Source organism: Pseudomonas frederiksbergensis, assembly GCF_900105495.1.
Classification (GTDB): Bacteria; Pseudomonadota; Gammaproteobacteria; order Pseudomonadales; family Pseudomonadaceae; genus Aquipseudomonas; species Aquipseudomonas frederiksbergensis.
This window is the reverse complement of the sequence record NZ_FNTF01000002.1, coordinates 374,055-400,852: the sequence shown is the minus strand read 5'-3', so window position 1 is coordinate 400,852 and position 26,798 is coordinate 374,055. Positions and strand designations below refer to the sequence as shown.

Genomic DNA, 26,798 nt, shown 5'->3' with positions numbered 1-26,798 from the left:
ACCTCACGCGCCAGTTGAGGTCGGGCTTGTTGCGGAAACATTGCGACTTAATAGGTCGCGCAGTTGGTTTTTCTCTTCGGCACTCAGTTCACTTTGACGTGCTTTCCTGAGAAGTTGTTCCAGGTTTCGCTCGCGTTGGCGGGCTGACAAGCTAGTAATGGTGTCGAAAAACTGTTGTTCAAGGTTATCTCCATCAATCAGCCATTCCTTTTCCGCCAGCGCCTTGAGCAAACGTCCTTGCTCCGTACCGTGCCAGCGTGCAATCAACTGAAATGAGTTTAGCTTGGGATTCTTCTGTACGGCTTCGAGCAAGGCCACCAGCAATTGCGTGTTGGTGTGATCCTCGGCAGCAAAGTGCCCGGCATCCTCGACTTTCTCGGCCAATTGCGGGTGATGCAATAGCGTGCGCAAGGCGGCCAGGGTCGGCGGCTCTACAGCGGCCGGCACCCGTGGCGCGCGGGGTTGATCGTGATCACCGCCGCGTTTGCCATTTTTGTCCCACGGTTTTTTATCCCATTTCTTGCCGCCGGCGCCGGGTTTCTTCGGTGTCCATTCCTGCTGCGGCACATACATCTCTTGTGCCTGCGGCTGATGGTAGTCGCTGTAATCCGGCATGGCGTCGTAATCGATGCCCGGATCGTACGCCGGCGGAGCTTCCTGGGGCGCGCTTTGCACCAGCTGGCTCACGGCGTCACCGCTAAGCCCGGTAATTTCGGTCAGGCGCTGACGCATCAGGATGCGCAGGTTCGCCCCGGGGACTTTGTCGATCAGCGGCGCGGCGAGAGTGGCCATGTGGGCCTTGCCTTCGAGCGAGCGTGGGTCCGATTCCTCGGTCAGCTGTTGAAAAAAATAATCCGCTAATGGCTGGGCGTGCTGGTTGATCCGTGCGCGGAAGGCATCAGTGCCTTCGGAGCGGACCAGCGTATCCGGGTCTTCGCCTTCGGGGAGGAACAGAAAGCGTGCGCGCCGTCCGTCCTGCAGGCTCGGCAGCGTTGCCTCCAGTGCCCGCCAGGCGGCATTTCGGCCCGCCTGATCGCCGTCGAAACAGAACAGCACGTTGGGCACGACGCGAAACAGACGCTTCAAGTGCTCTTCGCTGGTGGCGGTGCCCAGGGTCGCGACAGCATTGCGCAGACCTTGCTGGGCCAGGGCGATAACATCCATGTAGCCTTCGACGACGATGATTTCGTCGAGGTTGCGGTTGTTCTTGCGTGCTTCATAAAGGCCGTAGAGTTCCTGGCCCTTATGGAATACCGGGGTTTCCGGTGAGTTCAGGTATTTCGGCTTGTCGTCGCCCAATACCCGGCCGCCGAAGGCGATGATTCGCCCGCGGCTGTCGCGGATCGGGAACATCACGCGATCGCGGAAGCGGTCATAGCGTTTGCCGGTTTCGGCGTTCTCGATCAGCAGGCCGGCATCGATCATGGCTTTCTGTTGCAGGGTGTCGCTGCTCAGGTGCTTGAACAGATTGTCCCAGCCGGGCGGGGCAAAGCCGAGGCCGAAGTCTCGGGCGATTTCGCCGGTCAGCCCGCGACCCTTCAAGTAATCCACCGCTGCTTTTCGCGATGGATGGCTTTTCAGCGCCTGGCGGTAAAAGTCGGCGGCGGCGGTGAGTAGCGGGTAGAGCGGCGAATCGGTCGGCTGCCGCGGTTTGTGCGGGCGTCCGCTTTCTTCGCGGGGGATTTCCATGCCGGCGGCTTTGGCCAGTTCCTCGACAGCCTGGACGAAATCCAGATTGTCGTGGTCCATCATGAAGCCGAGGGCGTTGCCGCCAGCGCCGCAGCCAAAGCAATAATAAAACTGCTTGTCGGGGCTGACGCTGAAGGAGGGGGTTTTCTCTTTGTGGAACGGGCAGCAGGCGGTGTAGTTCTTGCCAGCCTTTTTTATTTGCAGGCGCGAGCTGACCACGTCGACGATGTCGGTGCGGTTCAGAAGGTCGTCAATGAAGCTCTGGGGAATTAGCCCGGCCATGGCGTTCTCGTCATCTGCGCTGCAATGGATCCGAAACGAAGAGCGGCTGAGCGCGGGTCCTTGTTTGAGGCGCGCAAAATGTGCGGCTCGACCAGTGTCGTCTGCGTAATCGCTGTCGGGAAGTGTATCTGCCGAAAATCCACTGACGTTAGTACCAATCAGTATTCGACTATTTGAAAGTGTTGCGCTGAAATCCGCTGCGGCCTGTCGATGGCCTCGGATAGCTCATAAGCTGGCACGCAAGAAGGTGCCTTGGGCTGATCGTCGTGAGAGGAATCAGTGGGTGTGCTCGTCAGTAGCCTTGGAAGGCTCGTCAGAAAAGACGTGCACCGCTGGCAAAAGAGCCAGGTCTGACGCTGTGAAGCAGATTTGTCTCGGTCGCGTGTGCGGCTTTGACGGTGAAGCATCAAGCGTTTTCCGCAAATGCCATTAGCCCGGCTGAGGGCCGGGCTTGGCAGAAGCTTGCTACGAACGTCTGTGTATTAGTACAGACGAACGGCGCGGCGCTGTTCGCGCTGAACTTTCTTGGCGTGACGCTTAACAGCGGCTGCTGCTTTGCGCTTACGCTCAGAAGTAGGCTTCTCGTAGAATTCGCGGCTACGAACTTCAGCCAGTACACCGGCTTTTTCGCAGGAGCGCTTGAAACGACGCAGAGCTACGTCGAAGGGTTCGTTCTCTTTTACTTTGACGGCTGGCATCCAGAGCTACCTTCATTCATTACCGGGGTCAACATCCTCGTGGCAAAAGAGCACTTGAAGACGTCGGTTTTTAAGGGTTGCGGATGTTAACCCCTCATCGCCCGGAATGCAAAGCCTCTGATCGAAAACCGCTAGTCGGGGCATCACATGGCGACTATTATGCGCGCCTTCGAATTCAGCCTAAACAAGGCGCAAACCCATGCTAGTACTGGGATTAGAAACCTCCTGCGACGAAACCGGTGTCGCATTATATGACAGTGAACGCGGCCTGCTGGCCGACGCGCTGTTCAGCCAGATCGACCTGCACCGCGCCTATGGCGGGGTCGTGCCGGAGTTGGCCTCGCGTGATCACGTCAAGCGCATGCTGCCCTTGATTCGTCAGGTGTTGGCTGAGGCTGACTGTGTGCCGACCGAGATCGATGCCATCGCTTATACCGCGGGTCCTGGCCTGGTCGGTGCCTTGCTGGTGGGAGCCTCCTGCGCTCAGGCGCTGGCCTTTGCCTGGGGTATTCCGGCGCTGGGCGTGCACCACATGGAAGGTCACCTGCTGGCGCCGATGCTGGAGTCACAGCCGCCAGAATTCCCGTTCGTCGCTTTGTTGGTGTCTGGCGGTCATACGCAGCTGGTTCAGGTCGACGGGATCGGTCAATACACGCTCCTGGGCGAGACCCTCGACGATGCCGCCGGTGAAGCTTTCGACAAGACCGCGAAGATGATGGGCCTCAATTATCCAGGTGGCCCGGAAATCGCTCGCCTGGCGGAGCAAGGGGTTGCAGGACGTTTCACTTTCCCGCGTCCGATGTGCGATCGCCCGGGCCTGGCTTTCAGTTTCAGTGGCTTGAAAACCTTCGCTCTGAACACCTGGCAGCAAAGCGTCAGCGCCGGGGACGACAGCGAGCAAGCCCGTTGCGACATCTCGCTGGCGTTCCAGCAGGCCGTGGTGGAGACTTTGACCATCAAGTGCAAGCGTGCCCTGAAACAGGCCGGCATGAAGCGCTTGGTGATCGCTGGCGGCGTCAGCGCCAACAAGGCGCTGCGTACCTCACTGGAGAAGATGCTAGGCGACATGAAGGGCGATGTTTTTTATGCTCGTCCAGAGTTCTGCACCGACAACGGCGCGATGATTGCCTTTGCCGGCTGCCAGCGTTTGCAGGCCGGCCAGCACGAAAGCCTGGCGATCAGCGTGCAGGCGCGTTGGCCGATGGAGCAATTGTCGGCGCTGTGATGAGGTGCGGGATGAACCGCGCTCATGCCCGGTATTTAAAAATGCCGTTCGCGCCCGGCAAACAGGTCGCGTAGATTGCCCCGATGACGCCAGACGATCAGTCCCGTGAGTGCGCTCATGGGCAGCAGGGCCGCCGGTTCTTGCCAGGCCAGCAGCGGCAGGGTCAGCGGTGTGGCGATCAGGGCTGCCAGTGAGCTGGTGCGAGTCAGGTAGAACGTCAGCAGCCAGGCGCAGACCGCCAGCAGTGCGGCGGGCGGGTAGAGTCCCAGCAGCATGCCGGCAGAGGTGGCGACACCCTTGCCACCGCGAAAGCGAAAGTACAACGGGAACAGGTGGCCGATGACGGCACAGACGCCGATCCAGGCCTGTTCTTGAAGCGAAAGGCCCGCAACGCCGGCGATCAGTACCGGCAGCAGGCCTTTGAAGAGGTCCCCGATCAAGGTCAGAACGGCAAGTTTTTTGCCGGCCAGGCGCAACATGTTGGTGGCGCCGGCATTGCCCGAGCCACTCATTCGCGGATCGGGGTTACCGGTCAGGCGGCTGAGCAAAATGGCGAAGGACAGAGAGCCGAGCAGGTAGGCGAGGGTCGCCAGTAACCAAAACATGCTAACTATTCCGGGCGAGGACGCCCTGATTCTAACGGCGCATTGCGCCCTTGTCGTGCAGCGGAGAAAAGTGCTTGGACAGAGTGTTTATCGAGGGCCTGGAAGTCGACACCGTGATTGGTGCCTACGACTGGGAGCGAGGCATCCGACAGTGCTTGCGTCTTGATCTGAGTTTCGCCTGGGATAATCGCCCGGCCGCGGCCGGTGATGACCTGACGCTGGCACTCGATTACGCCAGTGTGTCGTCGCGTATCCAGGCCTTTGCCGAGCAGGCGCAGTTCCAACTGGTCGAGACCTTCGCCGAGCGTCTGGCTGAAGTCCTGATGAGCGAATTCAATATCACCTGGATGCGCCTCAAGCTGACCAAGCCAGGCGCCATCCCGGCTGCCACAGGCGGTGTGGGCGTGGAGATTGAGCGCGGATGTCGCTGACTCAGGTGTTTCTCGGGCTCGGTAGCAATATCGAGCGCGAATCCCATTTGCAGGCTGGCCTGGAAGCCTTGGCCGGTTTCCTCGTGGATATACGCTGCTCGGCGGTGTTCGAAAGTCAACCGGTGGGGATCAAGAGCGGGCCTTTCTTCAATTTTGTGGTATCGGCTTTTACCGATTTGCCGCTGATGGAACTGGATCGCCGGCTGAAATTCATCGAGGCGGACAATGGCCGTTATGCGCCGGACCGCAAAGGCTTGCCGCTGGATATCGACGTGTTGCTGTTCGGTGATCTGGTGGGCAACTTCGATGGCTTGATCCTGCCGCGGGCAGAAATTCTGAAAAATGCCTTCGTGTTGTGGCCGTTGTCGCTGATTGCGCCGGATCGCGTGCATCCGGGTGTGGGCAAGAGTTTTGCGACGTTGTGGCGTGAGGCGCAGATTGATCAGGTGTTGGCGCCGGTGGCGTTTGAGTGGCGCGGCGAGCAGTTGACCCCTTCAGCATTGTTGTGATGCGGATGACGCCTTCGCGAGCAAGCCCGCTCCCACAGGGCTTGCGCTGACCTTGTGGGAGCGGGCTTGCTCGCGAAGCTTTTTCAGGCAGACGCCGCGTCTTTGTAAGCCTTCAGCGCCTTGAGCCGCTCGCGCTTGATCGCCTCGCCCAGCTCCGGTCCTTTGAATCCCTTGTCCAGCAACGGCTGAACCGCTACAGCCCGCGCAGCATTCGCTGCTCCGCGCAAATAATCAGCCTGTGGATAACTTCGCTGCTCCAGCCCTTTACGTCCTCGGGCGTCCATCTCGCACGCCGCGATAAATTCCTCGAACCGCTGCGGCCGACGGTAAATGTCAAAACTCTGCAGCAACTCCAGCAAAGTCGACGGCTTCAGTTCCAGCGCGCGATGGCCGTGGGTGTGATATTCGCCCACCAATAGAGCCAGTTCCTGACAGTCCTTCGGCGCCTTGAAGCGTTCGTTGACCGCTTTGATCAGCTTCAAGCCCTTGTGCTCATGAGCTATGTGTCGGGGCCACTCTGCCTCGGGCGTCAGTCCCTTGCCGAGGTCGTGCAGCAGGCAGGCCCAACGCACGGTAAGTGGTTGTTTGTGCCGCGCGGCCTGTTCCAGCACGCTCAAAGTGTGCACGCCGGTGTCGATTTCGGGGTGATGGGCTTCCGGTTGCGGCACGCCGAACAGGGCATCGACTTCCGGCATTAATACTTTGAGAGCGCCACATTCGCGCAGCACTTCGATGAACACCTGTGGCTGATCTTCCATCAGGGCGCGGGAAATTTCCTTCCAGCTGCGTTCGGCGGTCAAGGCTTCCAGTTCACCTGACTCGCTGAGTTGGCGCATCAGTTCCAGTGTCTCCGGCGCCACGGTGAAACCGAGCCCCGCATAACGAGCTGCGAAGCGGGCAACGCGCAGAACCCTGAGCGGATCTTCGGCAAACGCGGGGGAAACGTGACGAAGCAAGCGCGCCTCGAGGTCGCGCTGGCCGTGGTAAGGATCGGTCAGGTTCTGCTGATCGTCTTCGGCCATGGCGTTGATGGTCAGGTCACGACGGATCAGGTCTTCTTCGAGGGTGACTTCGGGGCTGGCGTGAAAGGTAAAGCCGCCGTAACCGCGTCCGCTTTTGCGTTCGGTGCGGGCGAGGGCGTATTCCTCGCCGCTTTTTGGGTGAAGGAACACCGGGAAGTCCGCGCCTACCGGGCGAAAGCCCTTGGCGAGCATTTCTTCAGTGGTGGCGCCAACCACAACCCAGTCGATGTCGGTGACAGGCTTGCCCAGCAGGCGATCGCGTACCGCACCGCCGACTTTATAAATCCGCATAAAAAACCTCCGTTAGCTCGACAGAATAACCTTTGCGTCGAACTTCCGGAGGCCGAAACGGGATCAAAGATGAATAACGGCCAGGTCCAGTCGCCCGTAATCGCCTTCAGCGTGCTCGCCTCTGGGCGGAACATGATGGGTTTTCATCACCTGGTCGCCTTGGAGGGTTTCCAGATGAATATCGAAGCCCCACAGGCGGTGGAGGTGCTTGAGCACTTCCTCGGTGGACTCGCCCAGCGGTTTACGGTCGTGTTGCTGGTGACGTAAGGTCAGGGAGCGGTCACCGCGCCGGTCGATGCTGTAGATCTGCACGTTGGGTTCACGATTGCCGAGGTTGTACTGCGCCGCCAGGGTTTCACGGATGATGCGGTAGCCACCTTCGTCATGAATGGCCGGGACCAGCAGATCCTCCTTCTGGTCGTCATCGAGAATGCTGAACAACTTCAGGTCGCGGATCACCTGGGGTGACAGGTATTGCAGGATGAAGCTTTCATCCTTGAAGCTGCTCATGGCGAACTTGATGCTCGACAGCCAGTCGGTGCCGGCAATTTCAGGGAACCAGCGGTAGTCCTCTTCGGTAGGGTGTTCACACATGCGGCGGATGTCCCGGTACATGGCAAAACCCAAGGTGTAGGGGTTGATGCCGTTGTAGTAGGGGCTGTCGAAGCCGGGTTGATAGACCACGCTGGTGTGGGACGTCAAAAACTCCATCATGAAGCCGTCGGTCACCAGGCCTTCGTCATACAGGTCGTTCATCAGGGTGTAATGCCAGAACGTGGCCCAGCCCTCGTTCATCACCTGGGTCTGACGTTGCGGGTAGAAATACTGGGCGATCTTGCGCACGATCCGCACGATTTCCCGCTGCCATGGTTCCAGCAGTGGTGCGTGTTTTTCGATGAAGTAGAGGATGTTTTCCTGAGGTTCGGCGGGGAAGCGCGCGTTGTCCTTGTCGCTGTACTTGTCCGCACCTTTTGGAATGGTCCGCCACAGATCGTTGATCTGCTTCTGCAAATGCTCTTCCCGATCCTTTTGCCGGCGACGTTCTTCTTCGGCGGAAATCGGATACGGGCGTTTGTAGCGATCGACTCCATAGTTCATCAGGGCATGGCAGGAATCCAGCAAGTCCTCGACCGCGTCGATACCGTGGCGCTCTTCGCACTGCATGATGTATTGCTTGGCGAACACCAGGTAATCAATGATCGAACTGGCGTCAGTCCAGGTGCGGAACAGGTAATTGCCTTTGAAAAAGCTGTTATGCCCGTAGCAGGCATGGGCAACGACCAAAGCCTGCATGCAGATGGTGTTTTCTTCCATCAAGTAGGCGATGCAAGGGTCCGAGTTGATCACGATTTCGTACGCCAGCCCCATCTGGCCGCGACTGTAGGATTTCTCGGTGCTGAGGAAGTGTTTGCCGTAGGACCAATGGTGATAACCCAGCGGCATGCCGACGGAGGCGTAGGCGTCCATCATTTGCTCGGCGGTGATCACTTCGATCTGGTTGGGGTAAGTATCGAGCGCGTAGCGAGCCGCCAGACGACTGATTTCTTTGTCGTAGGCCTGAATCAGCTCGAACGTCCATTCGGAGCCGGTGGAAATGGGTTGGCGCTTCTGCTCTTTGGCGGTCATGTCACTAACCTGCGCTGGAAGAGTTCACGGAAGACCGGATAGATATCCCCGGCCGAGACCAGTTGTTGCTGGGCAAAAGTGTCAGAGAAGGCTTCGGCGATGCGTTCGTACTCGAACCACAGGGCCTGATGTTCGCGCGGGGTAATCTCAACGTAAGTGTAGTACTGCACGAACGGCATGATCTGGTTGATCAGAATGTCGCGGCAGATCGGCGAGTCGTCGTTCCAGTTATCGCCGTCGGAAGCCTGGGCGGCATAGATGTTCCACTCATTGCTCGGATAGCGTTCGGCCATGATCTCCTGCATCAGTTTCAAGGCGCTGGAAACGATGGTGCCGCCGGTTTCGCGAGAATAGAAAAACTCTTCTTCGTCCACTTCCCGGGCACTGGTGTGGTGGCGAATGAACACGACGTCGATCTTGTCGTAGTTACGCTTGAGAAACAGGTACAGCAGGATAAAGAAACGCTTGGCGATGTCCTTGGTCGCTTGGGTCATGGAGCCGGACACGTCCATCAGGCAGAACATTACCGCCTTGGAACTGGGGTTGGGCTGCTTGATGAGCAAGTTGTACTTGAGGTCGAAGGTATCGAGGAACGGTACGCGATGAATGCGCGCACTGAGTTTTTCGATTTCCGCCTCGACTTTCTGAATGTCGCCGAAGTTGTCTGGCTCTTCACGCTTGAGGCGCAGCAGTTCTTCCTTGGCCTCGCGTAATTTTGCCCGGCTGCTGCCAGACAGGGCGATGCGCCGAGCATGGGCCGAGCGCAAGGTGCGGATGATGTTGATCCGCGACGGATTGCCTTCGTTACTGATCCCGGCACGAACGGTCTTGAAGGTGTCGGTGCCGGTCAGGTTGCGCTTGACCAGGTTCGGCAGCTCGAGGTCCTCGAACATGAATTCGAGGAATTCCTCCTGGGTGATCTGGAAGACGAACTCGTCCATCCCTTCGCCCGTGTTGCCGGCCTTGCCCGGCCCTCTGCCACCGCCACCTCCGGGCGGACGGGCAATGTGCTCGCCACTGGTGAACTCCTTGTTGCCCGGGTGCACGACGGTCTGCTTGCCACCGCGACCGTGGTGAAGCACCGGCTCGTCAATGTCGCGACCGGGAATGCTGATTTGTTCGCCGTGTTCCATATCGGTAATGGAGCGCCGGCTGACCGCCTCTTCGACAGCCTTTTTGATGTGATCACGGTAACGCCGCAGAAACCGCTGACGGTTCACCGTGCTCTTGTTCTTGCCATTGAGACGTCGGTCGATCACATAGCTCATGACTGCTCCTTAGAAGCTGTCCTGAAAGGGGCGAGCGGTTATGCAGCATCGACGGTGCCAAGGGATGTGCACGCTCCCCCAAGCGCTTTTGGACGCTGACTGACCTCGCTACCGACTTTCGAACACCTTCCAGAGGTCTGTGTAACAGAAAACGCGTACACAGGCCTCTGGCTGACGACAACCGGTCTGACCGGCAGCGGGTTATTGTGATTTTCTGACCCGCAGGTACCACTCGGACAGCAGTCGTACCTGTTTGTCGGTGTAGCCCCGCTCGACCATCCGTGTGACGAAGTCGTTGTGCTTCTGCTGGTCCTCTTTGCTGGCCTTGGCGTTGAAGCTGATGACTGGCAGGAGGTCCTCGGTGTTGGAGAACATTTTCTTCTCGATGACCACCCGCAGTTTTTCGTAGCTGAGCCAGGTCGGGTTCTTGCCGTTGTTGTTGGCCCGGGCACGCAGTACGAAGTTGACGATTTCGTTGCGGAAATCCTTCGGATTGCTGATGCCGGCCGGTTTTTCGATTTTCTCCAGTTCTTCGTTCAGCGCTACGCGGTTGAGGATCTCGCCGGTTTCCGGGTCGCGGTATTCCTGGTCCTGGATCCAGAAGTCGGCGTACAGCACATAGCGATCGAAGATGTTCTGGCCATACTCGCTGTAAGACTCGAGGTAGGCGGTCTGGATTTCCTTGCCGATGAACTCGATATAACGCGGTGCCAGGTACTCCTTGAGGAAGCGCAGATAGCGTTCGCGGGTTTCCGCCTGGAATTGTTCCTGTTCGATCTGTTGTTCCAGCACGTAAAGCAAGTGCACCGGGTTGGCAGCGATTTCGTGCGGATCGAAGTTGAACACTTTCGACAGGATCTTGAACGCGAAGCGAGTCGACAGGCCGTTCATGCCTTCGTCGACACCCGCGTTGTCGCGGTATTCCTGGATCGACTTGGCCTTCGGATCGGTGTCCTTGAGGTTTTCACCGTCGTACACGCGCATCTTGGAGTAGATGTTGGAGTTTTCCGGCTCTTTGAGTCGCGACAGTACGGTGAACTGGGCAAGCATCTTCAGGGTGTCAGGCGCGCAGTGAGCCTTGGCCAGGGAGCTGTTGAACAAGAGCTTGTCGTAGATCTTCACTTCGTCGCTGACCCGCAGGCAGTACGGCACTTTGACGATGTAGATCCGATCGATGAAGGCTTCGTTGTTCTTGTTGTTGCGGAAGGTATGCCATTCCGATTCGTTGGAGTGGGCCAGCAGGATCCCGGTAAACGGAATGGCCCCCAGACCTTCGGTACTGTTGTAGTTGCCTTCCTGGGTGGCGGTCAGCAGTGGGTGCAGCACCTTGATCGGCGCCTTGAACATTTCGACGAATTCCATCAGGCCCTGGTTGGCCCGGCACAGTGCGCCCGAGTAGCTGTAGGCGTCGGCATCGTTCTGCGGGAATTCTTCGAGTTTGCGGATATCGACCTTGCCCACCAGTGCCGAAATGTCCTGGTTGTTTTCATCTCCCGGCTCGGTCTTGGCCACTGCGATCTGGTTGAGGATCGACGGATACAGCTTCACCACACGGAACTGGCTGATGTCACCGCCGAACTCGGCGAGGCGTTTGGTCGCCCATGGCGACATGATGGTGTTGAGGTAGCGCCGTGGAATGCCGAAGTCTTCCTCGAGGATCGCGCCATCTTCGGTGGCGTTGAACAGACCCAGAGGTGATTCGAATACCGGCGAGCCCTTGATCGCGTAGAAGGGCACTTTTTCGATCAGCTGTTTCAGCTTCTCGGCCAGGGACGATTTACCGCCACCCACAGGACCGAGCAGATAGAGAATCTGCTTCTTCTCTTCCAGGCCCTGAGCGGCATGACGGAAATACGACACGATCTGGTCAATGCATTCTTCCATCCCGTGGAAGTCTTCAAAGGCCGGATAGCGGCGGATTACCTTGTTGGAAAAGATCCGCGACAGCCTCGAGTTGGCCGAAGTGTCGAGAAGCTCCGGCTCACCGATGGCCAGTAACAGACGCTCGGCGGCGGAAGCGTAGGCGCTACGGTCGCTTTTGCACAGTTCAAGATACTCTTGCAGCGAGAGTTCTTCCTGGCGTGTGGACTCGAAGCGTTGTTGGAAGTGGCTAAAGATACTCATGACGTCACCTCGCTCGATACGTGGAGCCGACGCCGGATCATTCAGTCGATGCTGGCAGCGACCGAATATGCAGTCGCTGTTTACCCCCCAGAACTCTTTCGAAGCTGACGACCCCGAAAGCTACTCCCGATGACCCGCGCGCCGGTGTACCGGCTCTCCCCTGTTTTGGATGGCCTGCGCTTAAGGATAGTTGCTTATTCGGCAGGTAAAGGCGAGATACGTAATTAGTTGTGGCAGACCGTTCGTCTGCCACCGCGCTAGCCCCCGGGGGACGGGGCTTGCGCGTTACAAAAAAATTATTCGGAAGTGCCTTGCGCCGTTTCCGAAGGATAAGTCGTACGCCACAGCTCAAAACCGCCATCCATGCTGTAGACGTCGGAGAAGCCCTGACTAATGAGGTACGCGGCGGCGCTCTGACTGGAGTTGCCGTGGTAGCAGACGACCACGGTCGGTGCGTCGAGGTCGGCAGCGCGGATGAAATCCGAGAGGGAGTGGTTATCCAGATGCTTCGAGCCGGCGATGTGCAGCGCGGCAAAAGTTGCTGGGTCGCGGACATCGACCACTACCGCGCCTTGCTCGCGCAGGGCTTGGGCCTGTTCCGGGGGGATACGTTTGAATTCGCTCATGGCGGGCTCCTGTGGCTCGGCTGAAAGCGCAGTCTAGCGCGGGGCGCTTGCTGACGATGGTTCGGGGATAGGTGCGGCGACTGGCGGCAGGGCAAGGCCATGCTCATCGCATTTGCAAGACAGGCGTTCACCGGTGTCGACATTCATCAGGGTCAAGGCGCCACCCCAGACACAACCGGTGTCGAGGGCCGAGATGCCCGGCTCATTGCATCGGCCTTCCAGAGCGGCCCAGTGGCCGAAGATGATCTTAAGGCCCTTGGTCTTGCGCTCTTTGTGTTGAAACCAGGGTTTGTAGCCCGGTGGCGCATTATCGAGGCCTTCCTTGCTTTTGAGGTCAAGCTTGCCCTCGGCGGTACAAAACCGCATGCGGGTGAAATAGTTGGTAATCACCCGCAAGCGTGTCACGCCTTTGAGGTCGTTGTCCCATTTCGCCGGATCGTTGCCGTACATGCCGTCGAGGTAGGGCGGCAACAGGTTATCGTCGCGCAATGCAGCCTCGACTTCGGCGGCGTACTTCAAGGCTTTGCGCAGCGACCACTGCGGCGGAATGCCAGCATGTACCAGGGCAACATCGCGTTGTTCGTCGTAATGCATGAGTTTTTGCTGGCGCAGCCACTCCAGCAGTTCCGCGCTATCGGGCGCTCCCAGAATCTCGAGCAGGGTGTCGGACTTCTTCAGGCGTTCGATGTTTTTCCCGGCGGCCAGCAAGTGCAGGTCGTGGTTGCCGAGCACGCACACCAGCGATTCGCGGATGCTATAGAGGAAGCGCAAGGTGTCCAGCGACTGCGGGCCACGGTTGACCAGATCGCCGACCAGCCACAGACGATCCCGTGTCGGGTCGAAGGCGACTTGCTTGAGCAGGCATTGCAGTGCTTGAAGGCAGCCCTGCAGATCGCCGACGGCATACGTTGCCATCAGTGCAGGGCTCCGGGCACCGCCAGGCGGAATGGGGCGATGATGGCGTCGAAGTGTTTACCGTCGTCGGCAACCATTTCATAAGTGCCCTGCATCGTGCCGACCTTGGAGGTCATGACGGTGCCGCTGCTGTAGGTGTGACTTTCGCCCACCGCGATCAACGGTTGCAGGCCAACAACACCGGCCCCGCGTACCTCTTCGACATGCCCGTCACCGTCGGTGATCACCCAGTGCCGCGACAACAGTTTGGCCGGTAGCTCGCCATTGTTGTGCACGGTGATGGTATAGGCGAAGGCAAAGCGGTTTTGCTCGGGTTGCGATTGTTCTGCCAGATAGCGGGTGACGACGCTGACGTCGACCTGATAACGAGGATCGGACATGCAAGAGGCCTTAAAAACGAAGCGGGACGCGGGGCGTAGCTGAATGAACTCAGTCTAGGCCAAGTATCGGGTAGTAAACCAGACATCGCGTCTGGCGTCCTACCCGATAACGCTCATTGCCTGTCAGTCGGCGGCGGGCGTCTGTAGGACTTGTTCGCTGAGCTTGTCGGCCAGGCGCACGAAGGCGGCCAGATCGAGCTGTTCGGGGCGCAGGCTGCCATCGACGCCGGCGGCTTCGATTTCAGCGTTGCTCAGCAGCAGCTTGAGGGTGTTGCGCAGGGTCTTGCGGCGCTGGTTAAAGGCTTCGCGCACGACGCGCTCCAACAGCTTGTGATCCTTGGCCGGGTGCGGCAGTACTGCGTGAGGCACCAGGCGCACGATAGCTGAGTCGACTTTTGGCGGCGGATTGAACGCGCCCGGGCCAACGTTGAACAGATGTTCAACCCTGCAGTGATACTGAACCATGATCGACAAGCGGCCCCAGTCACCACCACCAGGGCCTGCTGCCAGGCGCTCGACCACTTCTTTTTGCAGCATGAAGTGCATGTCGCGAATCAGGCTGGCGTTATGCAGGAGGTGAAAAATCAGCGGCGTAGAGATGTTGTACGGCAGGTTGCCGACCACCCGCAGGCTGTTCGGCGCAGCGTTCAGGCTGGTGAAGTCAAACTTCAGAGCATCACCCTGATGCAGGCTGAAATTGCTCTTGCTGGCAAATTGCTGGTTGAGGATCGGGATCAGATCCTTGTCCAGTTCCACCACGTCCAACTGGGCGCCGCTGTTAAGCAGGCCTTGAGTCAGAGCACCCTGGCCAGGGCCGATTTCCAGCAGGCGGTCTTCGGGCTTGGCGCGGATGGCGCGCAGGATACGGTCGATAACGCCGGCATCGTGCAGGAAGTTCTGGCCAAAGCGTTTGCGCGCCTTGTGTTGGTAATGCTCGGTCATAAACGGGTCTCGGCCATCTGGTAGGCGGTTTCCAGGGCGACTTGCAGGCTGCCGGTGTCGATTTTGCCGCTACCGGCCAGGTCCAGGGCAGTGCCGTGGTCCACCGATGTGCGGATGATCGGCAAGCCGAGGGTCACGTTGACTGCCGCGCCGAAGCCTTTGTACTTCAGCACAGGCAGGCCCTGGTCGTGGTACATCGCCAGCACTGCATCGCAGTGCTCCAGATACTTGGGGGTAAACAGAGTGTCGGCGGGCAGGGGGCCACGAAGGTCCATTCCTTCGCCGCGCAGGCGCTCTAATGTAGGTTCGATGATGTCGATTTCTTCATGGCCCAGGTGTCCGCCTTCGCCGGCATGGGGGTTGAGCCCACACACGAGGATGCGTGGCCGGGCAATGCCGAATTTTTCTTGCAGATCGGCGTGCAGAATTCGCGTGACCCGTTCCAGGCGCTCCGGCGTGATCGCATCGGCAATCTCGCGAAGGGGCAGGTGAGTGGTGACCAGCGCCACGCGCAATCCGCGAGTGGCGAGCATCATCACCACTTGTGCGGTATGGGTCAGGTCGGCGAGAAATTCCGTATGGCCGGAAAAGGCGATTCCGGATTCATTGATCACGCCCTTGTGCACAGGGGCGGTGATCATGCCGGCAAAATGCCCGTCCAGGCAGCCTTGGCCCGCTCGGGTCAGGGTTTCCAGAACGAAAGCCGCGTTGGCCTTGTCCAGTTGCCCGGCAGTGACCTTGGCGTTGAGCGGTGTATCCCAGACATACAGGCTGTTGGCTGGCGCGGGTACATCCGGCCAGCGGTCCGGGGTTACCGGCAGCAAATCGACGACCACGCCCAGTTGCGCGGCCCGCTCGAGGAGCAGGTCGCGGCTGGTAATGGCAATCAGGGGATGTGGCTGGGCTTGCGAGGCAAGCAGCAGGCACAGGTCGGGACCTATGCCGGCCGGTTCGCCGGGTGTCAGCGCGAAACGTTTGGGTTTCACTGCGCTGCCTGGTCTGCACCAGGGAGTTTGATCTCTACGTACGCTTCGTCACGGATCTGACGCAGCCAGGTTTGCAGCTCTTCATCATATTTGCGGTTACGCAATACGGTCATCGCTTGCTGCTCACGGGCCTGGGTGGTGCTGTCAGTGGCACGACGGCCAAGGACTTCCAGAACGTGCCAGCCATATTGAGTCTGGAACGGCTTGGACAGCTGACCTTGTGGGGTCTTGGCCATCACTTCGCGGAACTCGGGAACCAGTGCATTCGGGTCGATCCAGTTCAGGTCGCCACCGTTGAGGGCGGAACCTGGATCTTCCGAGAAGCTTTTCGCCAGTTCGCCGAAGTCTTCGCCCGATTCGATGCGGGAGTAGAGGGACTCAGCGAGCGCTTTGGTTTTTGCTTCGTCGCGGATCGGGCTCGGTTTGACCAGGATATGACGCACGTGCACTTCGTCACGCACCTGGGTTTCGCCGCCACGCTTGTCGAGGATCTTCAAAATGATGAAGCCGCCCGGAGTACGCATAGGTTGGGTCACATCACCCACTGCCATGGTGCTGAGCAGGCGATCGAACGGAGGTGGCAGTTGAGCGGCTTTACGCCAGCCCATGTCGCCGCCTTCCAGTGCGGTTTCGCTGGCGGATTTGGCGATTGCCAACTGACCGAAGTCAGCGCCTTGCTGGAGTTGCTGGTAAACCGCGTCGGCTTGCTTGGCTGCATTCTGAATCGCGTCGGAGTTGGCGCTTTCCGGCGTAGGAATCAGGATGTTGGCCAGGCGGAACTCTTCGGACAGTTGCATCTTGCCAAGGTCGGAAGCGAGGAAGTTCTTCACTTCCTGTTCGGAAACCTGGATACGCTCGGCCACACGACGCTGACGCACACGGCTGATGATCATTTCGCGGCGAATCTGGTCACGGGCGTCGTCGTAAGACAGACCGTCGCGAGTCAGAGCGGCGCGGAATTGATCCACGGACATGTTGTTGCGCTGGGCAATGGTGCCGACAGCCTGGTTCAGTTCTTCATCGGTAATGCGGATGCCGGAACGTTCGCCGATCTGCAGTTGCAGGTTTTCGACGATCAGGCGTTCAAGTACCTGCTGATCCAGCACGTTAGCCGGCGGTACTGCAGCACCGCGCTTGGCGATGGTTTGCTGAACTTCATGAACCCGTTGGTCCAGTTGGCTCTGCATGACCACGTCGTTATCGACAATGGCCACCACTTTATCGATGGACTCCACCGCGGCGTTCGCCGCGGTACCCAGGAACAGCGCGCCCAGCATCAGCGGGCGCAGACAATCAGAAAGCTTGGTCTTCACGTTCACGATAACCTTGGATGCCTTTGTCGAGGAAGCTCTCTACTTTGGAGCCGGTGAGGCCGCCGAGTCCCTTCAGAACAATTTGTAGGAAGATGCCGTGGTCGCCTTTTTCGTTTTCCGGGGCGTTCTGACTGAACTCGTCATACGAAACCCAGTAACGGTTGATCAGGCGCAGTTTCCAGCAGCAGTTGTCGTACTCGAAACCACCGAAAGCTTCCAGGGTACGGTTACGGTTGTAGTCATACTGCCAGCGGCTGATGGCGTTCCATTGCGGCACGATCGGCCAGATCACCGAGAAATCGTGCTGTTGGATCTTGTAGTAGTCCTTCACGTAGCCAGGTTGGCCCGGAGTACCGTAGTCACCGCCGCCCACTTGCCATTTACCGGTGTTCTGGTCGTAACGGATCTGGTCATTACGATAGCGATAGCCGGCGTTGATGACCTTGTTCGGGTTGTCTTCAGGCTGGTAGTGGAACATCGCGCTGCCCGAGCGAGGGCTGCGGCTGTCCGGGTCCCAGTTGTAATCGGCCGTGGTGCGCCAATCACGGTTCCAGCGGTATTCGTATTCCAGCGCGTACGGCGAGACGTTAGCCTGCGCGTCCTGGCGGGTTTTTGCGTCGATTCCCGGCAACTGGACTTCACGGTCCTTGAAGTACATGGCCTGACCAACACTGATACGTTGACGTTCGAAGCCATTGTCTTCGATCCAGCGGTTGGTTACGCCCAGGGACAGTTTGTTCTCGTCGCCGACGCGGTCGGCGCCGGAGAAGCGGTTGTCACGGAACAACGACGCATAGTTGAAGGTGTATTCGCCGGTGTCGAAGACCGGAATGTCTTCCTGGTCCGTTTCAGGGACATACAGGTAGAACAGGCGCGGTTCGAGGGTCTGGCGATAATTCTTGCCGAACCATTGGGTATTGCGATCGAAGTACAGGCCGCTATCGATGCTTGCAATCGGCACGCCACGGTTCTGGCTGCTGCTGAAGGTGCCGTTGAGCTTTTGCTGCTCTGCGGTTTGCGCGTCAATCTGGCTTTTGCCGGTACCGTCCAGATCCAGTTGGTACTGGGTGTACTGGTATTTGAGCGATGGCTTCACGAAGCCATAAGTCCAGTCCAATGGCAGACTGACACCCGGTTTGAGATTCAAACGGTCGCCATTGGCACGTGCCAGTCCGGTAACGTTGTTATCAAGACGCGGTTCAACAGAGCCATCTTCGTTTACGAAGTTGCCGTCCTTCAAGTCACGGTCAAATCGAACGACTTCTGTCTCGTAATCGAAATTCAGGCCACCTGGGTGAGTCGGCAACTGACCATTGAAAGTGATCTGCGGCAAGCGGTCGTATGGGGTAATGTCCGAAACGGTCGCGAGTTGATAAGCCTGTGCGTTCACGCGAGCGGTGTAGCTGTCGCCACGATAGGTGACAGAACCCTGCTGGTTCACGAAGTCAGAACTTTTCACACCGATCTGGTCAGTCTGCAGATCCTGGAAGTAATACGGATCGCTGATCTTGGTGTAATCGACCTGGGTCAGAACGCGCGAGTCGAGACCGCCCTTGTGCTGCCAGTTATACATGTAGCGGTTTTTCTGGTAGTCGGTCTGCTTGCTGCGATCGGTGTCTTCGTCGTTGAGGTACGCGGCGCCGAACTGACCTTCGCTTGAAGGGGTCAGGTAACGGAACTCGCCTTCCATCAACAAGCCGTGCTTGCTCATGTAGCGCGGGTACAACGTGGCATCGTAGTTGGGTGCCAGGTTGAAGTAATACGGTGTGACCAGCATGAAGCCGGTATCGGTGCCGGTGCCGATGGTCGGCGGCAGGAAGCCGGACTGGCGACGGTCGTCGATCGGGAAATAGATGTACGGCGTGTACAGGACCGGAATGTCCTTGACCCGCAGCGTCACGTTGGTCGCGGTACCGAAGCCGGTGGCCGGGTTCAAGGTAATGTTGTTGCCCTTGAGCTGCCAGGCGTTGCTGTCCGGTTCGCACGTGGTGTACGTACCATCCTTGAGGCGGATGATCGCGTTCTCGGCACGCTTGGCATACAGCGCACTGCCGCGGATACGGGATTTGTGCATCACGTATTCGGCGTTGTCGACCTTGGCTTCACCGGTGTCGAGCTGCACGTCGGCGTGGTCGCCAACGATCAGTGCGCCGTTGTCGCGAACACGGACGTTGCCGCTCAGTTCGCCACGGCTCTCGGCCTGGTAAAGGTTCGCTTCGTCGGCTTCGACCTGCATGCTGCCCTGGCGCATGACCACGTCACCGGCGAGGGTCGCGACTTGCTCATCCTGCTTATAGCGAGAGGCTTTGGCGCCGAGGAAGGTCGGAGCGTCACTTTTATTCGTCTTGTCATTCATGCCAGGACGAATCGGTTCGATATAGGAACCAGCGCAGTAAGGACCGGTTTCGGCCAATTGCGCTGCAGTGAGCTTCTCGCGCGGAACCCAGTCGAGGTGACTGTAGTCTTCGCTACGCGACTTCAGGCCGCGGCCCTTGGCTTCGGTCACCAGCACAGGCTTGGCGCCGGTGTCTTGACTTGAACCGCTGTCAGCCGGAGTCTCGCCGCTGGTGGTTGCCGCCGCACTGCCGTCATGGACGGGGCGCGGTGGCAGCGCAGCTGCTGGAGATTTTGGCGCACAGTTCCAGGCACCCGAAGCAGAGACTGAGCAGTCATACTGTTCCGCGGCGACCACGAACGAAGTGGCTAGAGGTTGCAGGGCCAGCAGACTGCCGGTAACCAACAACGGAAATTTTTTACGAAACGCGGGGGATTTCAATGCCATCTTATTAGTCCGGGCTTCCTGCGTGCCATCTGCCCGCGGTGTGGGCCGCACGCCTCTCGATGGTCTGAAAAAGATGCTGGATAATAAAGCATGACCCGCTTGACGGCTAGCGCCGTCGGAGACCCTTGCAATGCCTGATCAAGATGTACGTTTGCAACACCTGAAAGTTTGGCTCGATGAGCAATTGGCTGTCCTTTTTGCAGAGCAGGGTTGGGGTGCCGTACCCCCGGCCACGTTGACCGCGGCCAGTAGCGATGCGAGTTTTCGACGGTATTTTCGTTGGGAAGGCGAGGGCCGAAGCTTCGTCGTGATGGACGCGCCACCGCCCCAGGAAAACTGTAAACCCTTCGTGGATATCGCTTTTTTACTGGGGAAATCCGGAATAAATGTTCCGAAAATTTATGCTGAAGACCTCGAACGTGGTTTTCTTTTGCTCAATGACCTGGGCAACAAGACCTACCTCGACGTGATCGACAGCGAAAATGCCGATGATTTGTTCAAGGATGCCCTACAAGCGCTGCTGGCTTTTCAGCAGTTGCCGATGGTTGCACCGCTGCCAAGTTATGACGTGGCGCTGCTGCGCCGAGAGCTGGAATTGTTCCCTGAGTGGTACGTGAAGCGCGAGTTGGGCATCGAGTTCGACTCGGCGCAGCAAGTGCTCTGGCAGAACGTGACCGAGCTATTGATCGACAGCGCACTGGCCCAGCCCAAAGTGCTGGTGCACCGCGATTACATGCCGCGCAACCTGATGCTCAGCGAGCCCAACCCTGGCGTGCTGGATTTCCAGGACGCCGTCTATGGTCCGGTGACCTACGACGTGACCTGCCTGTTCAAGGATGCATTCCTCAGCTGGCCCGAGGAGCGCGTGCGCGGCTGGCTGGAAGCTTACTGGCAGCAAGCGGGCGATCTCGGAATCCCGGTTCAGCCCGACTTCGAAGATTTCCTGCGGGCCAGTGACCTGATGGGCGTGCAGCGGCACCTGAAAGTGATCGGCATCTTTGCCCGCATCTGCCACCGTGACGGCAAGCCACGTTATCTCGGCGATGTGCCACGCTTCTTTGCATATATCGACGCCGTGATCGCCCGCCGTCCTGAACTGGCCGAGCTGGATGTGTTGCTGCTGAGTCTGCGTGCTGGAGCGAATGCATGAAGGCAATGATTCTGGCTGCCGGCAAAGGCGAGCGCATGCGCCCGCTGACCCTGACCACGCCGAAACCGCTGGTTCGGGCTGGCGGCATACCGTTGATTGAGTATCACTTGAAAGCCTTGGCGGTGGCGGGGTTTACCGAGGTGGTGATCAACCATGCATGGCTCGGCCAGCTGATCGAAAACTACCTGGGCGATGGCTCGCAATATGGCGTACGCATTCAGTATTCGGCGGAAGGTGAGCCGCTGGAAACCGGAGGCGGGATTTTCCGCGCGCTGCCGTTGCTGGGTGACGAGGCCTTTCTGGTGGTCAACGGTGACATCTGGACCGATTACGACTTCAGCACGTTGCACCAACCCATCACCGGGCTGGCGCATCTGGTGTTGGCGGACAACCCGGCCCATCATCCAACCGGCGATTTCAGCCTGATCGACGGGCAAGTCCGCGACGCTCAACCGGGCACTGCAACCCTGACCTACAGCGGCATCGCGGTCCTGCATCCGCAGCTGTTCGACGGTTGCTCCGCCGGTGCCTTCAAGCTTGCACCGCTGCTGCGCAAGGCCATGGCCAATGGTCAGGTTACCGGCGAGCACTTGAAGGGACATTGGGTGGATGTTGGCACTCACGAGCGTCTGGCAGAAGTCGAAGCCTTGTTAGAAGCGAGACGCTGACATGTTGTGGCCAGGGACTCTGATTGGAGCCGGAGCGGGCTTTTACATCGCCAGCATTCCGGGGGCCATGCTTGGCGCCTTGTTGGGGCAGGTGCTGGACCGGCACTTGCACATACAGAGTTGGGCGCACTTGCGGGAAAAGCTCGGTGGCCGCCCAGTGCTGCGCAACGATGAACTGCTGTTTGTGTTGTTGGGACGCCTGGCCAAGAGCGATGGCAGGGTGGTCGAGGGCCACATCCAGCAGGCCCGTCAGGAAATGCGTTCTCTGGACATGACCGAGTCGGCCCAGCGCCGGGCCATTGCCGCGTTCAATCGGGGCAAGTCGGGAAATGACCGGTTGCGCGGTTATTTGCGCCGCTTGAGCACTCAGCCTCATGCGGCCGAAGGCGTCTTGCGCGCCTGTTGGCGGATGATCTGGGCGGATGGCCGCGCCGGCAGTGCTGAGCGAGAGCTGATCAGGCAGTGGGGTAAATGGCTGGGCTGGACGTCACAGCAGGTGCAGGCTCTGGCGGCTGATTACGAGCAGCACAAGTTTGTAAAGACCAGCAGTGCGCTGACCTATCAGGATGCATTGCGGCTTCTGGGCGTTTCGGCGACCACCGAGCCGGCGCAGATCAAGCGTGCTTATCGACGCCTGCTGAGTCGCCATCACCCGGACAAGATCGCCGGCAGCGGTGCGACGGCGCTGCAGGTGCGCGAAGCCACTGACAAGACCCGCGAACTGCATAGCGCCTATACATTGATTCGTGAGCGGCGGGATTTTCGTTAGGGCGACAGATTTGTAGTGTTTGTACGCCCCCTTCGCGAGCAAGCCCGCTCCCACATTTGTCCTGTGTACACCGGTCAAATGTGGGAGCGGGCTTGCTCGCGAAGGGGGCGACGCGGTCTATCAGTTGACCGCGTTCTGTGGACTCAACCAACCCCGCACCCGACGGAACAGTTGCTCTTGCTCAGCCTTGGAATTACCCGGCAACGCCTTGAGCGAAACCTGACTGAACCCCACAGTCTTCAAGCGTTTGCTGGCTTGCAAGCGTTCAAGCGCCAGGTTGCGATCCAGCGGCTTGTCCATATAGAAAATGTCTGCGGTGGGCAGCTTCAGGGTCGGTGTCAGTTCGACCAGCTCTGGTTTGGCTTTCGCCGGCATCTGAGCGGCAACCATCACAAATTTCTCCACTTGCGAGGGCTGCTTCTCGCTCAGGTATCGCGCGGCCCAGTAGGCGCCAGTGCCATGCCCCAGCACGACAATGCGGCGAGCGCTTTGCTGTTCGGCGTAGGCAATCGCGGCGTCGATGCGGGCGAAGATTCGTTCGGCGTCGGCTTTGGCCTGTTCCTCGGTGGTTTCGGCGATCGCCTTGTCCGCCACCTCCGCTTCACCGCCCGCTGCTTGTTCAATGGGCGCGGCGGTGGTCGAGTCTTTGCTGCCGGGGTCAGCGGCTTTTGGTGTGGGTGCGACTTCGACGATACGCGGCGCGATGGCATCGCTTTGCAGGTCCGGCAGGGTGATACTCAGGCTGCTCCACTCGGCGTCCGGCAATTTACGGCGCAATGGACCGATTGCTTGCGGCCAGTCAACGGTTTCGCCGGCCCCCGGGATGATAATCACCGCGCCTTTGGGTTCGGCGGTATTGGCCGGTTTCCACAAGGCCAGAAACGTGTCGCCACCTGCTTGCAGTTGCTGCTGTTCCTGAGCCGGGATCTGTCGCTCAAGTGCAGACGCCTCTTCCTGACTACGCTCAAGCAGCGGCTGGCGCTCGAGCGGTTTTTCTTCGCCGGGTGTTTGCGTTGCGGCAGGTGCCGGGTCGGCGGCCTCGACAGAAAAGGCGCATGGCAGGATCAGCGACAGGCACAATGCTGGCAGTGCCAGGCGGTAGACAGGGGGCATCGGATATTCCAGGCCAGAAGTTATTCCGGCAGCCTAATGGGTTGGTCAGTATTTGTCAGTGTGTGAGATTTCGATGATGCGTTTTCGCTGCCTGTGGGTTATCGGCTGTTTGTGGTTTCCCTTGATGGGCTGGGCGGCTCCCGCGCCCCCGGTGCACGTCGCGCAATTGTCCGCGGGCCAGCAGCAATGGCTGGCGCAGCATGGCGAATTGCGCGTGGGGCTGGTGTTGCAGGTGCCCTACGCCCAATACGATCGCCGCTTGCAGCGTTTGTCGGGGGTCAATGTCGAGCTGATGAAGTGGCTGGCCAAGGCGCTCAAGGTCGAGCTGAGCTGGCGCAACTTTCCCGACCTGGCGCAACTGGAAGCCGCCGCGCGCGAGGGTGAAATCGACATCGCTCCGGGGCTGACCCAAACCCCCGGTGGCTTGCGGCTCTGGCAGTTTTCCGACCCGTATATGCGGGTGCCGCAACTGGTGGTCAGCGACCAGAAAAGCACCGGCGTGGTCGAGCTGGAAAAACTCGACAGCCAGACCCGCGTCGCCGTGCGCATGCCCGGCGCCACCGCCGATTACCTGCGCAGCAATTACCCGCACCTGAACCTTCAAGGCGTACCGATCGAACGCCAGGCACTGCAACTGTTATTGAGTCAGCAGGCCAGTTACGCCGTGGTCGACGAAGCGCAGTTGGGGCGTTTGTCTGCCGAACCTGAGTTCGCCGGGCTGGTGGTGGTCGGTGATATCGGCTTGCCGCAATTGTTGCGGGTGGCCACGCGCCGGGATTGGCCAGAACTGGCCGGCATCGTCGAAAGCGCGCTGCGGGCGATCCCCGCCAAGGACCTGGAGCAGCTGCACAACCAATGGCTGCAACCCAAATACCCGCGCCTGACCGAGTCCCCCGGTTTCTGGCAAAACCTCTGTCTGTTGTTGGCGGTGCTGATGCTGAGCAGCATGGCCATCGTGTTCTGGCAGCGTCGGCAGCAGCACAGTCTTGAGCATCGTTTGCGGGCCGCGCGTGAAGACATTGCCTTGCGTGCCGCCAGCGAAGAAGCCTTGCGCCTCACCCAGTTTTCCATCGACCAGAGCACTGTCGGCATCCTTTGGGTCAACTGGGACAGCCATGTGCGCTACGCCAATCGCGCGGCCGAAACCATGCTGGGTTATCCGGCGGGCGGGATCATTGATCGGCCGCTGATCGACTTCGAGCCCGGCTTGCACATGGACCGCTGGCTGAACCTGTGGAAGCGCGCCCGGGCCAGCGAGGACGGCCCGCAAAGTTTCGAAACCAACTGCATACGGGCGGATGGCAGCAACCTGCCGGTGGATGTTTCGCTGAGCTTTTTGCGGTTTCGCGACAGCGAATACCTGGTGGTTTACCTCAATGACGTCACCGAGCGCCGTCGTGCATTGGCTGCGCTGCAGGAAAGCGAGGCGCGTCTGCAAGGGATCGCCGCCAACGTTCCGGGGCTGGTCTTTCGTCTGGAGCGGGCGCCGGTGACGGGACAGATCGATTTTGCCTACATCAGTGAAGGCAGCGAGAGCCTGGTCGGTTACGCGCCGGCCACCCTGGCCCATCGCGACAAAGGCTTGCGCAGTCTGGTGCACCCGGACGACAAGGCCAGTTATCACCAAACCCAGGACCATGCGCTGGATACCGACAGTGACTGGTCATGGCAGGGACGGATTCTCACCCGTTCCGGCGAACAGCGCTGGGCCGAGATCAAGGCCATCACCCGCCGACTCGAAGACGGCGCCTATGTCTGGGACGGGATCGTCTGGGACATCAGCGAGAGCAAGCGCATCGAATTGGAACTGGCCAGCTCTCGCGAACAGTTGCGTGAATTGTCCGCGCACCTGGAGAGTGTGCGAGAAGAAGAAAAAGCCCGCATCGCCCGGGAAGTTCACGATGAACTGGGTCAGATGCTTACCGTGTTGAAGCTGGAAACCTCCATGTGCGAATTGGCCTACGCCCAGCTCGACCCTGGTCTGAACGAGCGCTTGAACAGCATGAAGCGACTGATCGCGCAGCTGTTCCAACTGGTTCGCGATGTAGCCACGGCACTGCGGCCGCCGATTCTCGACGCCGGGATCGCCTCGGCTATCGAATGGCAGGCCCGCCGATTCGAGGCGCGCACGCAGATTCCGTGCTTGGTGCAGGTGCCGGAGAATCTGCCGCTGCTCAGTGATGCCAAGGCGATTGGTCTGTTTAGGATCCTTCAGGAAGCGCTGACCAATGTCATGCGCCATGCCCAGGCGCATACTGTTGAACTGACGCTGGTGCTTGAAGGTGACGAGTTGTGTCTGACCGTCAGCGATGATGGCGTAGGATTTGTCCCTGCCACCGGTAGGTCAACCTCCTTCGGGGTGGTCGGCATGCGCGAGCGAGTGTTGATCATGGGCGGGCAGTTGTCGCTTGAGAGTGAACCGGGTGAAGGCACGACCCTGAGCGTGCGAGTGCCGCTGGATGAGGAGAAGTAAGTGATCCGTGTACTGGTAGCCGAAGACCACACCATCGTCCGCGAAGGCATCAAGCAATTGATCGGCCTGGCCAAGGATTTGCTGGTGGTAGGGGAGGCGAGCAATGGTGAGCAGTTGCTCGAGACCTTGCGTCATGTTCCCTGTGAAGTGGTCTTGCTGGACATCTCCATGCCCGGGGTTAACGGGCTGGAGGCGATTCCGCGGATTCGCGCCTTGAACAATCCGCCGGCGATTCTGGTGTTGTCGATGCACGACGAAGCGCAAATGGCCGCTCGAGCGTTGAAGGTCGGCGCCGCGGGTTATGCGACCAAGGACAGCGATCCGGCACTGCTGCTGACGGCAATCCGCAAGGTCGCGGCGGGCGGGCGCTACATCGACCCGGACCTGGCCGACCGCATGGTCTTCGAAGTCGGCCTGACCGATTCGCGGCCGTTGCACTCGTTGTTGTCCGAGCGTGAATTCTCGGTGTTCGAACGCCTGGCCCAGGGCGCCAACGTCAACGACATCGCCCAGCAACTGGCCCTGAGCAGCAAAACCATCAGCACCCACAAGGCGCGGCTGATGCAAAAACTCAACATCACCTCCCTGGCGGAACTGGTGAAGTACGCCATGGAGCACAAACTTCTCTAAGAACACCGCTGTCCCCTGTGGGAGCGAGCCTGCTCGCGATAGCGGACTATCAGTCGACATTAATGTTGAATGTCAGACCGCAATCGCGAGCAGGCTCGCTCCCACAGGGATAGTGGTCGCATGCCCATTTACGACATCCTGCAAAGCTGCTTTTACCCGTTCTTGCGGCTTGCAGCTTGAAGCTTGCCGCTGCCCCTATCCATCCCCGCCATCCTTGTAGGGCAATCCCTACCCCCAACCTTCCATCCTGCTGAGGCCATTCTCTCCTGCGCCCCGATTTG

At 59.3% G+C, this 26,798-nt stretch carries 23 protein-coding genes; 8 read left to right on the top strand and 15 right to left on the bottom strand.

Translation table 11 applies throughout. From position 1 onward, the window contains the following. Nucleotides 1-3 precede the first annotated feature (3 nt). Nucleotides 4-1,971: a DNA primase gene (gene dnaG / locus BLW70_RS02495; RefSeq protein WP_074871410.1), complete on the bottom strand. Its 1,968-nt coding sequence runs from the start codon at nt 1,969-1,971 to the stop codon at nt 4-6. A gap of 482 nt (nt 1,972-2,453) precedes the next feature. Further along, complete coding sequence (gene rpsU / locus BLW70_RS02490) at nt 2,454-2,669, bottom strand: 30S ribosomal protein S21 (RefSeq protein ID WP_002551877.1); 216 nt, start codon at nt 2,667-2,669, stop codon at nt 2,454-2,456. Nucleotides 2,670-2,868: 199 nt separating this feature from the next. On the opposite strand from rpsU, the gene tsaD reads away from it, so the two are divergent. Beyond that, nucleotides 2,869-3,894, top strand: a complete 1,026-nt coding sequence (tsaD, locus tag BLW70_RS02485) for a tRNA (adenosine(37)-N6)-threonylcarbamoyltransferase complex transferase subunit TsaD (RefSeq protein WP_046045367.1) — start codon at nt 2,869-2,871, stop codon at nt 3,892-3,894. A 35-nt stretch (nt 3,895-3,929) separates the two neighbouring features. Here the strand turns inward: tsaD and plsY are convergent, their stop codons facing one another. Then, nucleotides 3,930-4,499, bottom strand: coding sequence for a glycerol-3-phosphate 1-O-acyltransferase PlsY (gene plsY, locus BLW70_RS02480; protein ID WP_008147193.1), 570 nt, complete (start codon nt 4,497-4,499; stop codon nt 3,930-3,932). 74 nt (nt 4,500-4,573) lie between these two features. Between plsY and folB the strand changes: the two genes are divergently transcribed. Both folB and folK read left to right on the top strand, forming a co-directional pair. Further along, the gene (gene folB / locus BLW70_RS02475; RefSeq protein ID WP_008008297.1) at nt 4,574-4,930 is read left to right on the top strand and encodes a dihydroneopterin aldolase; all 357 of its coding nucleotides are present in this window, start codon (nt 4,574-4,576) and stop codon (nt 4,928-4,930) included. After that, nucleotides 4,921-5,439, top strand: coding sequence for a 2-amino-4-hydroxy-6-hydroxymethyldihydropteridine diphosphokinase (gene folK, locus BLW70_RS02470; protein ID WP_074871408.1), 519 nt, complete (start codon nt 4,921-4,923; stop codon nt 5,437-5,439). Before folB ends, folK begins: the two co-directional genes overlap by 10 nt. An 83-nt stretch (nt 5,440-5,522) precedes the next feature. Here folK and BLW70_RS02465 read toward each other — a convergent pair whose 3' ends face one another. The 11 genes from BLW70_RS02465 to BLW70_RS02415 all read right to left on the bottom strand — a co-directional run bounded on the left by BLW70_RS02465 (nt 5,523) and on the right by BLW70_RS02415 (nt 19,714). Then, nucleotides 5,523-6,752, bottom strand: a complete 1,230-nt coding sequence (locus tag BLW70_RS02465) for a multifunctional CCA addition/repair protein (RefSeq protein WP_074871406.1) — start codon at nt 6,750-6,752, stop codon at nt 5,523-5,525. Between the two features lie 63 nt (nt 6,753-6,815). Next, nucleotides 6,816-8,378, bottom strand: coding sequence for a SpoVR family protein (locus tag BLW70_RS02460; RefSeq protein ID WP_074871405.1), 1,563 nt, complete (start codon nt 8,376-8,378; stop codon nt 6,816-6,818). Then, nucleotides 8,375-9,646, bottom strand: coding sequence for a YeaH/YhbH family protein (locus BLW70_RS02455; protein ID WP_074871403.1), 1,272 nt, complete (start codon nt 9,644-9,646; stop codon nt 8,375-8,377). The genes BLW70_RS02460 and BLW70_RS02455 overlap by 4 nt, the downstream gene beginning before the upstream one ends. Nucleotides 9,647-9,847: 201 nt before the next feature. After that, nucleotides 9,848-11,770: a PrkA family serine protein kinase gene (locus BLW70_RS02450; protein ID WP_033056218.1), complete on the bottom strand. Its 1,923-nt coding sequence runs from the start codon at nt 11,768-11,770 to the stop codon at nt 9,848-9,850. 296 nt (nt 11,771-12,066) lie between these two features. Further along, on the bottom strand, nt 12,067-12,396 hold the full coding sequence (glpE, locus tag BLW70_RS02445) for a thiosulfate sulfurtransferase GlpE (RefSeq protein WP_074871401.1): 330 nt from the start codon (nt 12,394-12,396) through the stop codon (nt 12,067-12,069). 33 nt (nt 12,397-12,429) lie between these two features. Beyond that, nucleotides 12,430-13,311 (bottom strand): symmetrical bis(5'-nucleosyl)-tetraphosphatase, encoded by an 882-nt coding sequence (locus BLW70_RS02440; protein ID WP_074871399.1) that lies wholly within the window; start codon nt 13,309-13,311, stop codon nt 12,430-12,432. After that, entirely contained in the window at nt 13,311-13,691 is a 381-nt protein-coding gene (apaG, locus tag BLW70_RS02435; RefSeq protein ID WP_074871397.1) for a Co2+/Mg2+ efflux protein ApaG, read from the bottom strand. The genes BLW70_RS02440 and apaG overlap by 1 nt, the downstream gene beginning before the upstream one ends. A 123-nt stretch (nt 13,692-13,814) precedes the next feature. Then, complete coding sequence (gene rsmA, locus BLW70_RS02430) at nt 13,815-14,633, bottom strand: 16S rRNA (adenine(1518)-N(6)/adenine(1519)-N(6))-dimethyltransferase RsmA (protein WP_008147203.1); 819 nt, start codon at nt 14,631-14,633, stop codon at nt 13,815-13,817. Beyond that, complete coding sequence (gene pdxA, locus BLW70_RS02425; protein ID WP_074871395.1) at nt 14,630-15,619, bottom strand: 4-hydroxythreonine-4-phosphate dehydrogenase PdxA; 990 nt, start codon at nt 15,617-15,619, stop codon at nt 14,630-14,632. Before pdxA ends, rsmA begins: the two co-directional genes overlap by 4 nt. Continuing rightward, the gene (surA, locus tag BLW70_RS02420) at nt 15,616-16,932 is read right to left on the bottom strand and encodes a peptidylprolyl isomerase SurA (RefSeq protein ID WP_139273350.1); all 1,317 of its coding nucleotides are present in this window, start codon (nt 16,930-16,932) and stop codon (nt 15,616-15,618) included. The genes pdxA and surA overlap by 4 nt, the downstream gene beginning before the upstream one ends. Further along, a complete protein-coding gene (locus tag BLW70_RS02415) occupies nt 16,913-19,714 on the bottom strand; it encodes an LPS-assembly protein LptD (RefSeq protein ID WP_074871394.1) in 2,802 nt (933 codons plus the stop codon). The genes surA and BLW70_RS02415 overlap by 20 nt, the downstream gene beginning before the upstream one ends. A gap of 130 nt (nt 19,715-19,844) precedes the next feature. On the opposite strand from BLW70_RS02415, the gene BLW70_RS02410 reads away from it, so the two are divergent. Genes BLW70_RS02410 through BLW70_RS02400 form a run of 3 tightly spaced genes read left to right on the top strand, consistent with a single transcriptional unit; the run spans nt 19,845 to nt 22,301 of the window. Then, nucleotides 19,845-20,864 carry an aminoglycoside phosphotransferase family protein gene (locus BLW70_RS02410; RefSeq protein WP_074871392.1) on the top strand — a complete coding sequence of 340 codons (1,020 nt, stop codon included), beginning with the start codon at nt 19,845-19,847 and terminating at the stop codon, nt 20,862-20,864. Beyond that, a complete protein-coding gene (gene murU, locus BLW70_RS02405) occupies nt 20,861-21,532 on the top strand; it encodes an N-acetylmuramate alpha-1-phosphate uridylyltransferase MurU (RefSeq protein ID WP_074871390.1) in 672 nt (223 codons plus the stop codon). Before BLW70_RS02410 ends, murU begins: the two co-directional genes overlap by 4 nt. A 1-nt stretch (nt 21,533) precedes the next feature. Next, nucleotides 21,534-22,301: a TerB family tellurite resistance protein gene (locus tag BLW70_RS02400; protein WP_074871388.1), complete on the top strand. Its 768-nt coding sequence runs from the start codon at nt 21,534-21,536 to the stop codon at nt 22,299-22,301. A gap of 120 nt (nt 22,302-22,421) precedes the next feature. On the opposite strand, the gene BLW70_RS02395 is transcribed toward BLW70_RS02400, so the two are convergent. Further along, nucleotides 22,422-23,414, bottom strand: a complete 993-nt coding sequence (locus BLW70_RS02395; RefSeq protein WP_074871386.1) for an alpha/beta hydrolase family protein — start codon at nt 23,412-23,414, stop codon at nt 22,422-22,424. Nucleotides 23,415-23,487: 73 nt separating this feature from the next. Between BLW70_RS02395 and BLW70_RS02390 the strand changes: the two genes are divergently transcribed. Both BLW70_RS02390 and BLW70_RS02385 read left to right on the top strand, forming a co-directional pair. Continuing rightward, a complete protein-coding gene (locus tag BLW70_RS02390) occupies nt 23,488-25,887 on the top strand; it encodes a PAS domain-containing sensor histidine kinase (RefSeq protein WP_074871384.1) in 2,400 nt (799 codons plus the stop codon). Continuing rightward, a complete protein-coding gene (locus tag BLW70_RS02385; RefSeq protein WP_003210977.1) occupies nt 25,888-26,517 on the top strand; it encodes a response regulator in 630 nt (209 codons plus the stop codon). It begins immediately after the preceding gene. The last annotated feature ends 281 nt before the right edge of the window (nt 26,518-26,798 follow it).

Bases quoted from the DNA above. Each gene is read 5' to 3' on its own strand.
- glpE (WP_074871401.1), bottom strand. From the start codon at position 12,396: ATGAGCGAATTCAAACGTATCCCCCCGGAACAGGCCCAAGCCCTGCGC.
- tsaD (WP_046045367.1), top strand. From the start codon at position 2,869: ATGCTAGTACTGGGATTAGAAACCTCCTGCGACGAAACCGGTGTCGCA.
- BLW70_RS02390 (WP_074871384.1), top strand. From the start codon at position 23,488: ATGATGCGTTTTCGCTGCCTGTGGGTTATCGGCTGTTTGTGGTTTCCC.
- BLW70_RS02455 (WP_074871403.1), bottom strand. From the start codon at position 9,646: ATGAGCTATGTGATCGACCGACGTCTCAATGGCAAGAACAAGAGCACG.
- BLW70_RS02395 (WP_074871386.1), bottom strand. From the start codon at position 23,414: ATGCCCCCTGTCTACCGCCTGGCACTGCCAGCATTGTGCCTGTCGCTG.
- murU (WP_074871390.1), top strand. From the start codon at position 20,861: ATGAAGGCAATGATTCTGGCTGCCGGCAAAGGCGAGCGCATGCGCCCG.
- dnaG (WP_074871410.1), bottom strand. From the start codon at position 1,971: ATGGCCGGGCTAATTCCCCAGAGCTTCATTGACGACCTTCTGAACCGC.
- rpsU (WP_002551877.1), bottom strand. From the start codon at position 2,669: ATGCCAGCCGTCAAAGTAAAAGAGAACGAACCCTTCGACGTAGCTCTG.
- rsmA (WP_008147203.1), bottom strand. From the start codon at position 14,633: ATGACCGAGCATTACCAACACAAGGCGCGCAAACGCTTTGGCCAGAAC.
- BLW70_RS02450 (WP_033056218.1), bottom strand. From the start codon at position 11,770: ATGAGTATCTTTAGCCACTTCCAACAACGCTTCGAGTCCACACGCCAG.
- BLW70_RS02440 (WP_074871399.1), bottom strand. From the start codon at position 13,311: ATGGCAACGTATGCCGTCGGCGATCTGCAGGGCTGCCTTCAAGCACTG.
- BLW70_RS02415 (WP_074871394.1), bottom strand. From the start codon at position 19,714: ATGGCATTGAAATCCCCCGCGTTTCGTAAAAAATTTCCGTTGTTGGTT.
- plsY (WP_008147193.1), bottom strand. From the start codon at position 4,499: ATGTTTTGGTTACTGGCGACCCTCGCCTACCTGCTCGGCTCTCTGTCC.
- BLW70_RS02400 (WP_074871388.1), top strand. From the start codon at position 21,534: ATGTTGTGGCCAGGGACTCTGATTGGAGCCGGAGCGGGCTTTTACATC.
- apaG (WP_074871397.1), bottom strand. From the start codon at position 13,691: ATGTCCGATCCTCGTTATCAGGTCGACGTCAGCGTCGTCACCCGCTAT.
- BLW70_RS02460 (WP_074871405.1), bottom strand. From the start codon at position 8,378: ATGACCGCCAAAGAGCAGAAGCGCCAACCCATTTCCACCGGCTCCGAA.
- folK (WP_074871408.1), top strand. From the start codon at position 4,921: ATGTCGCTGACTCAGGTGTTTCTCGGGCTCGGTAGCAATATCGAGCGC.
- BLW70_RS02465 (WP_074871406.1), bottom strand. From the start codon at position 6,752: ATGCGGATTTATAAAGTCGGCGGTGCGGTACGCGATCGCCTGCTGGGC.
- BLW70_RS02410 (WP_074871392.1), top strand. From the start codon at position 19,845: ATGCCTGATCAAGATGTACGTTTGCAACACCTGAAAGTTTGGCTCGAT.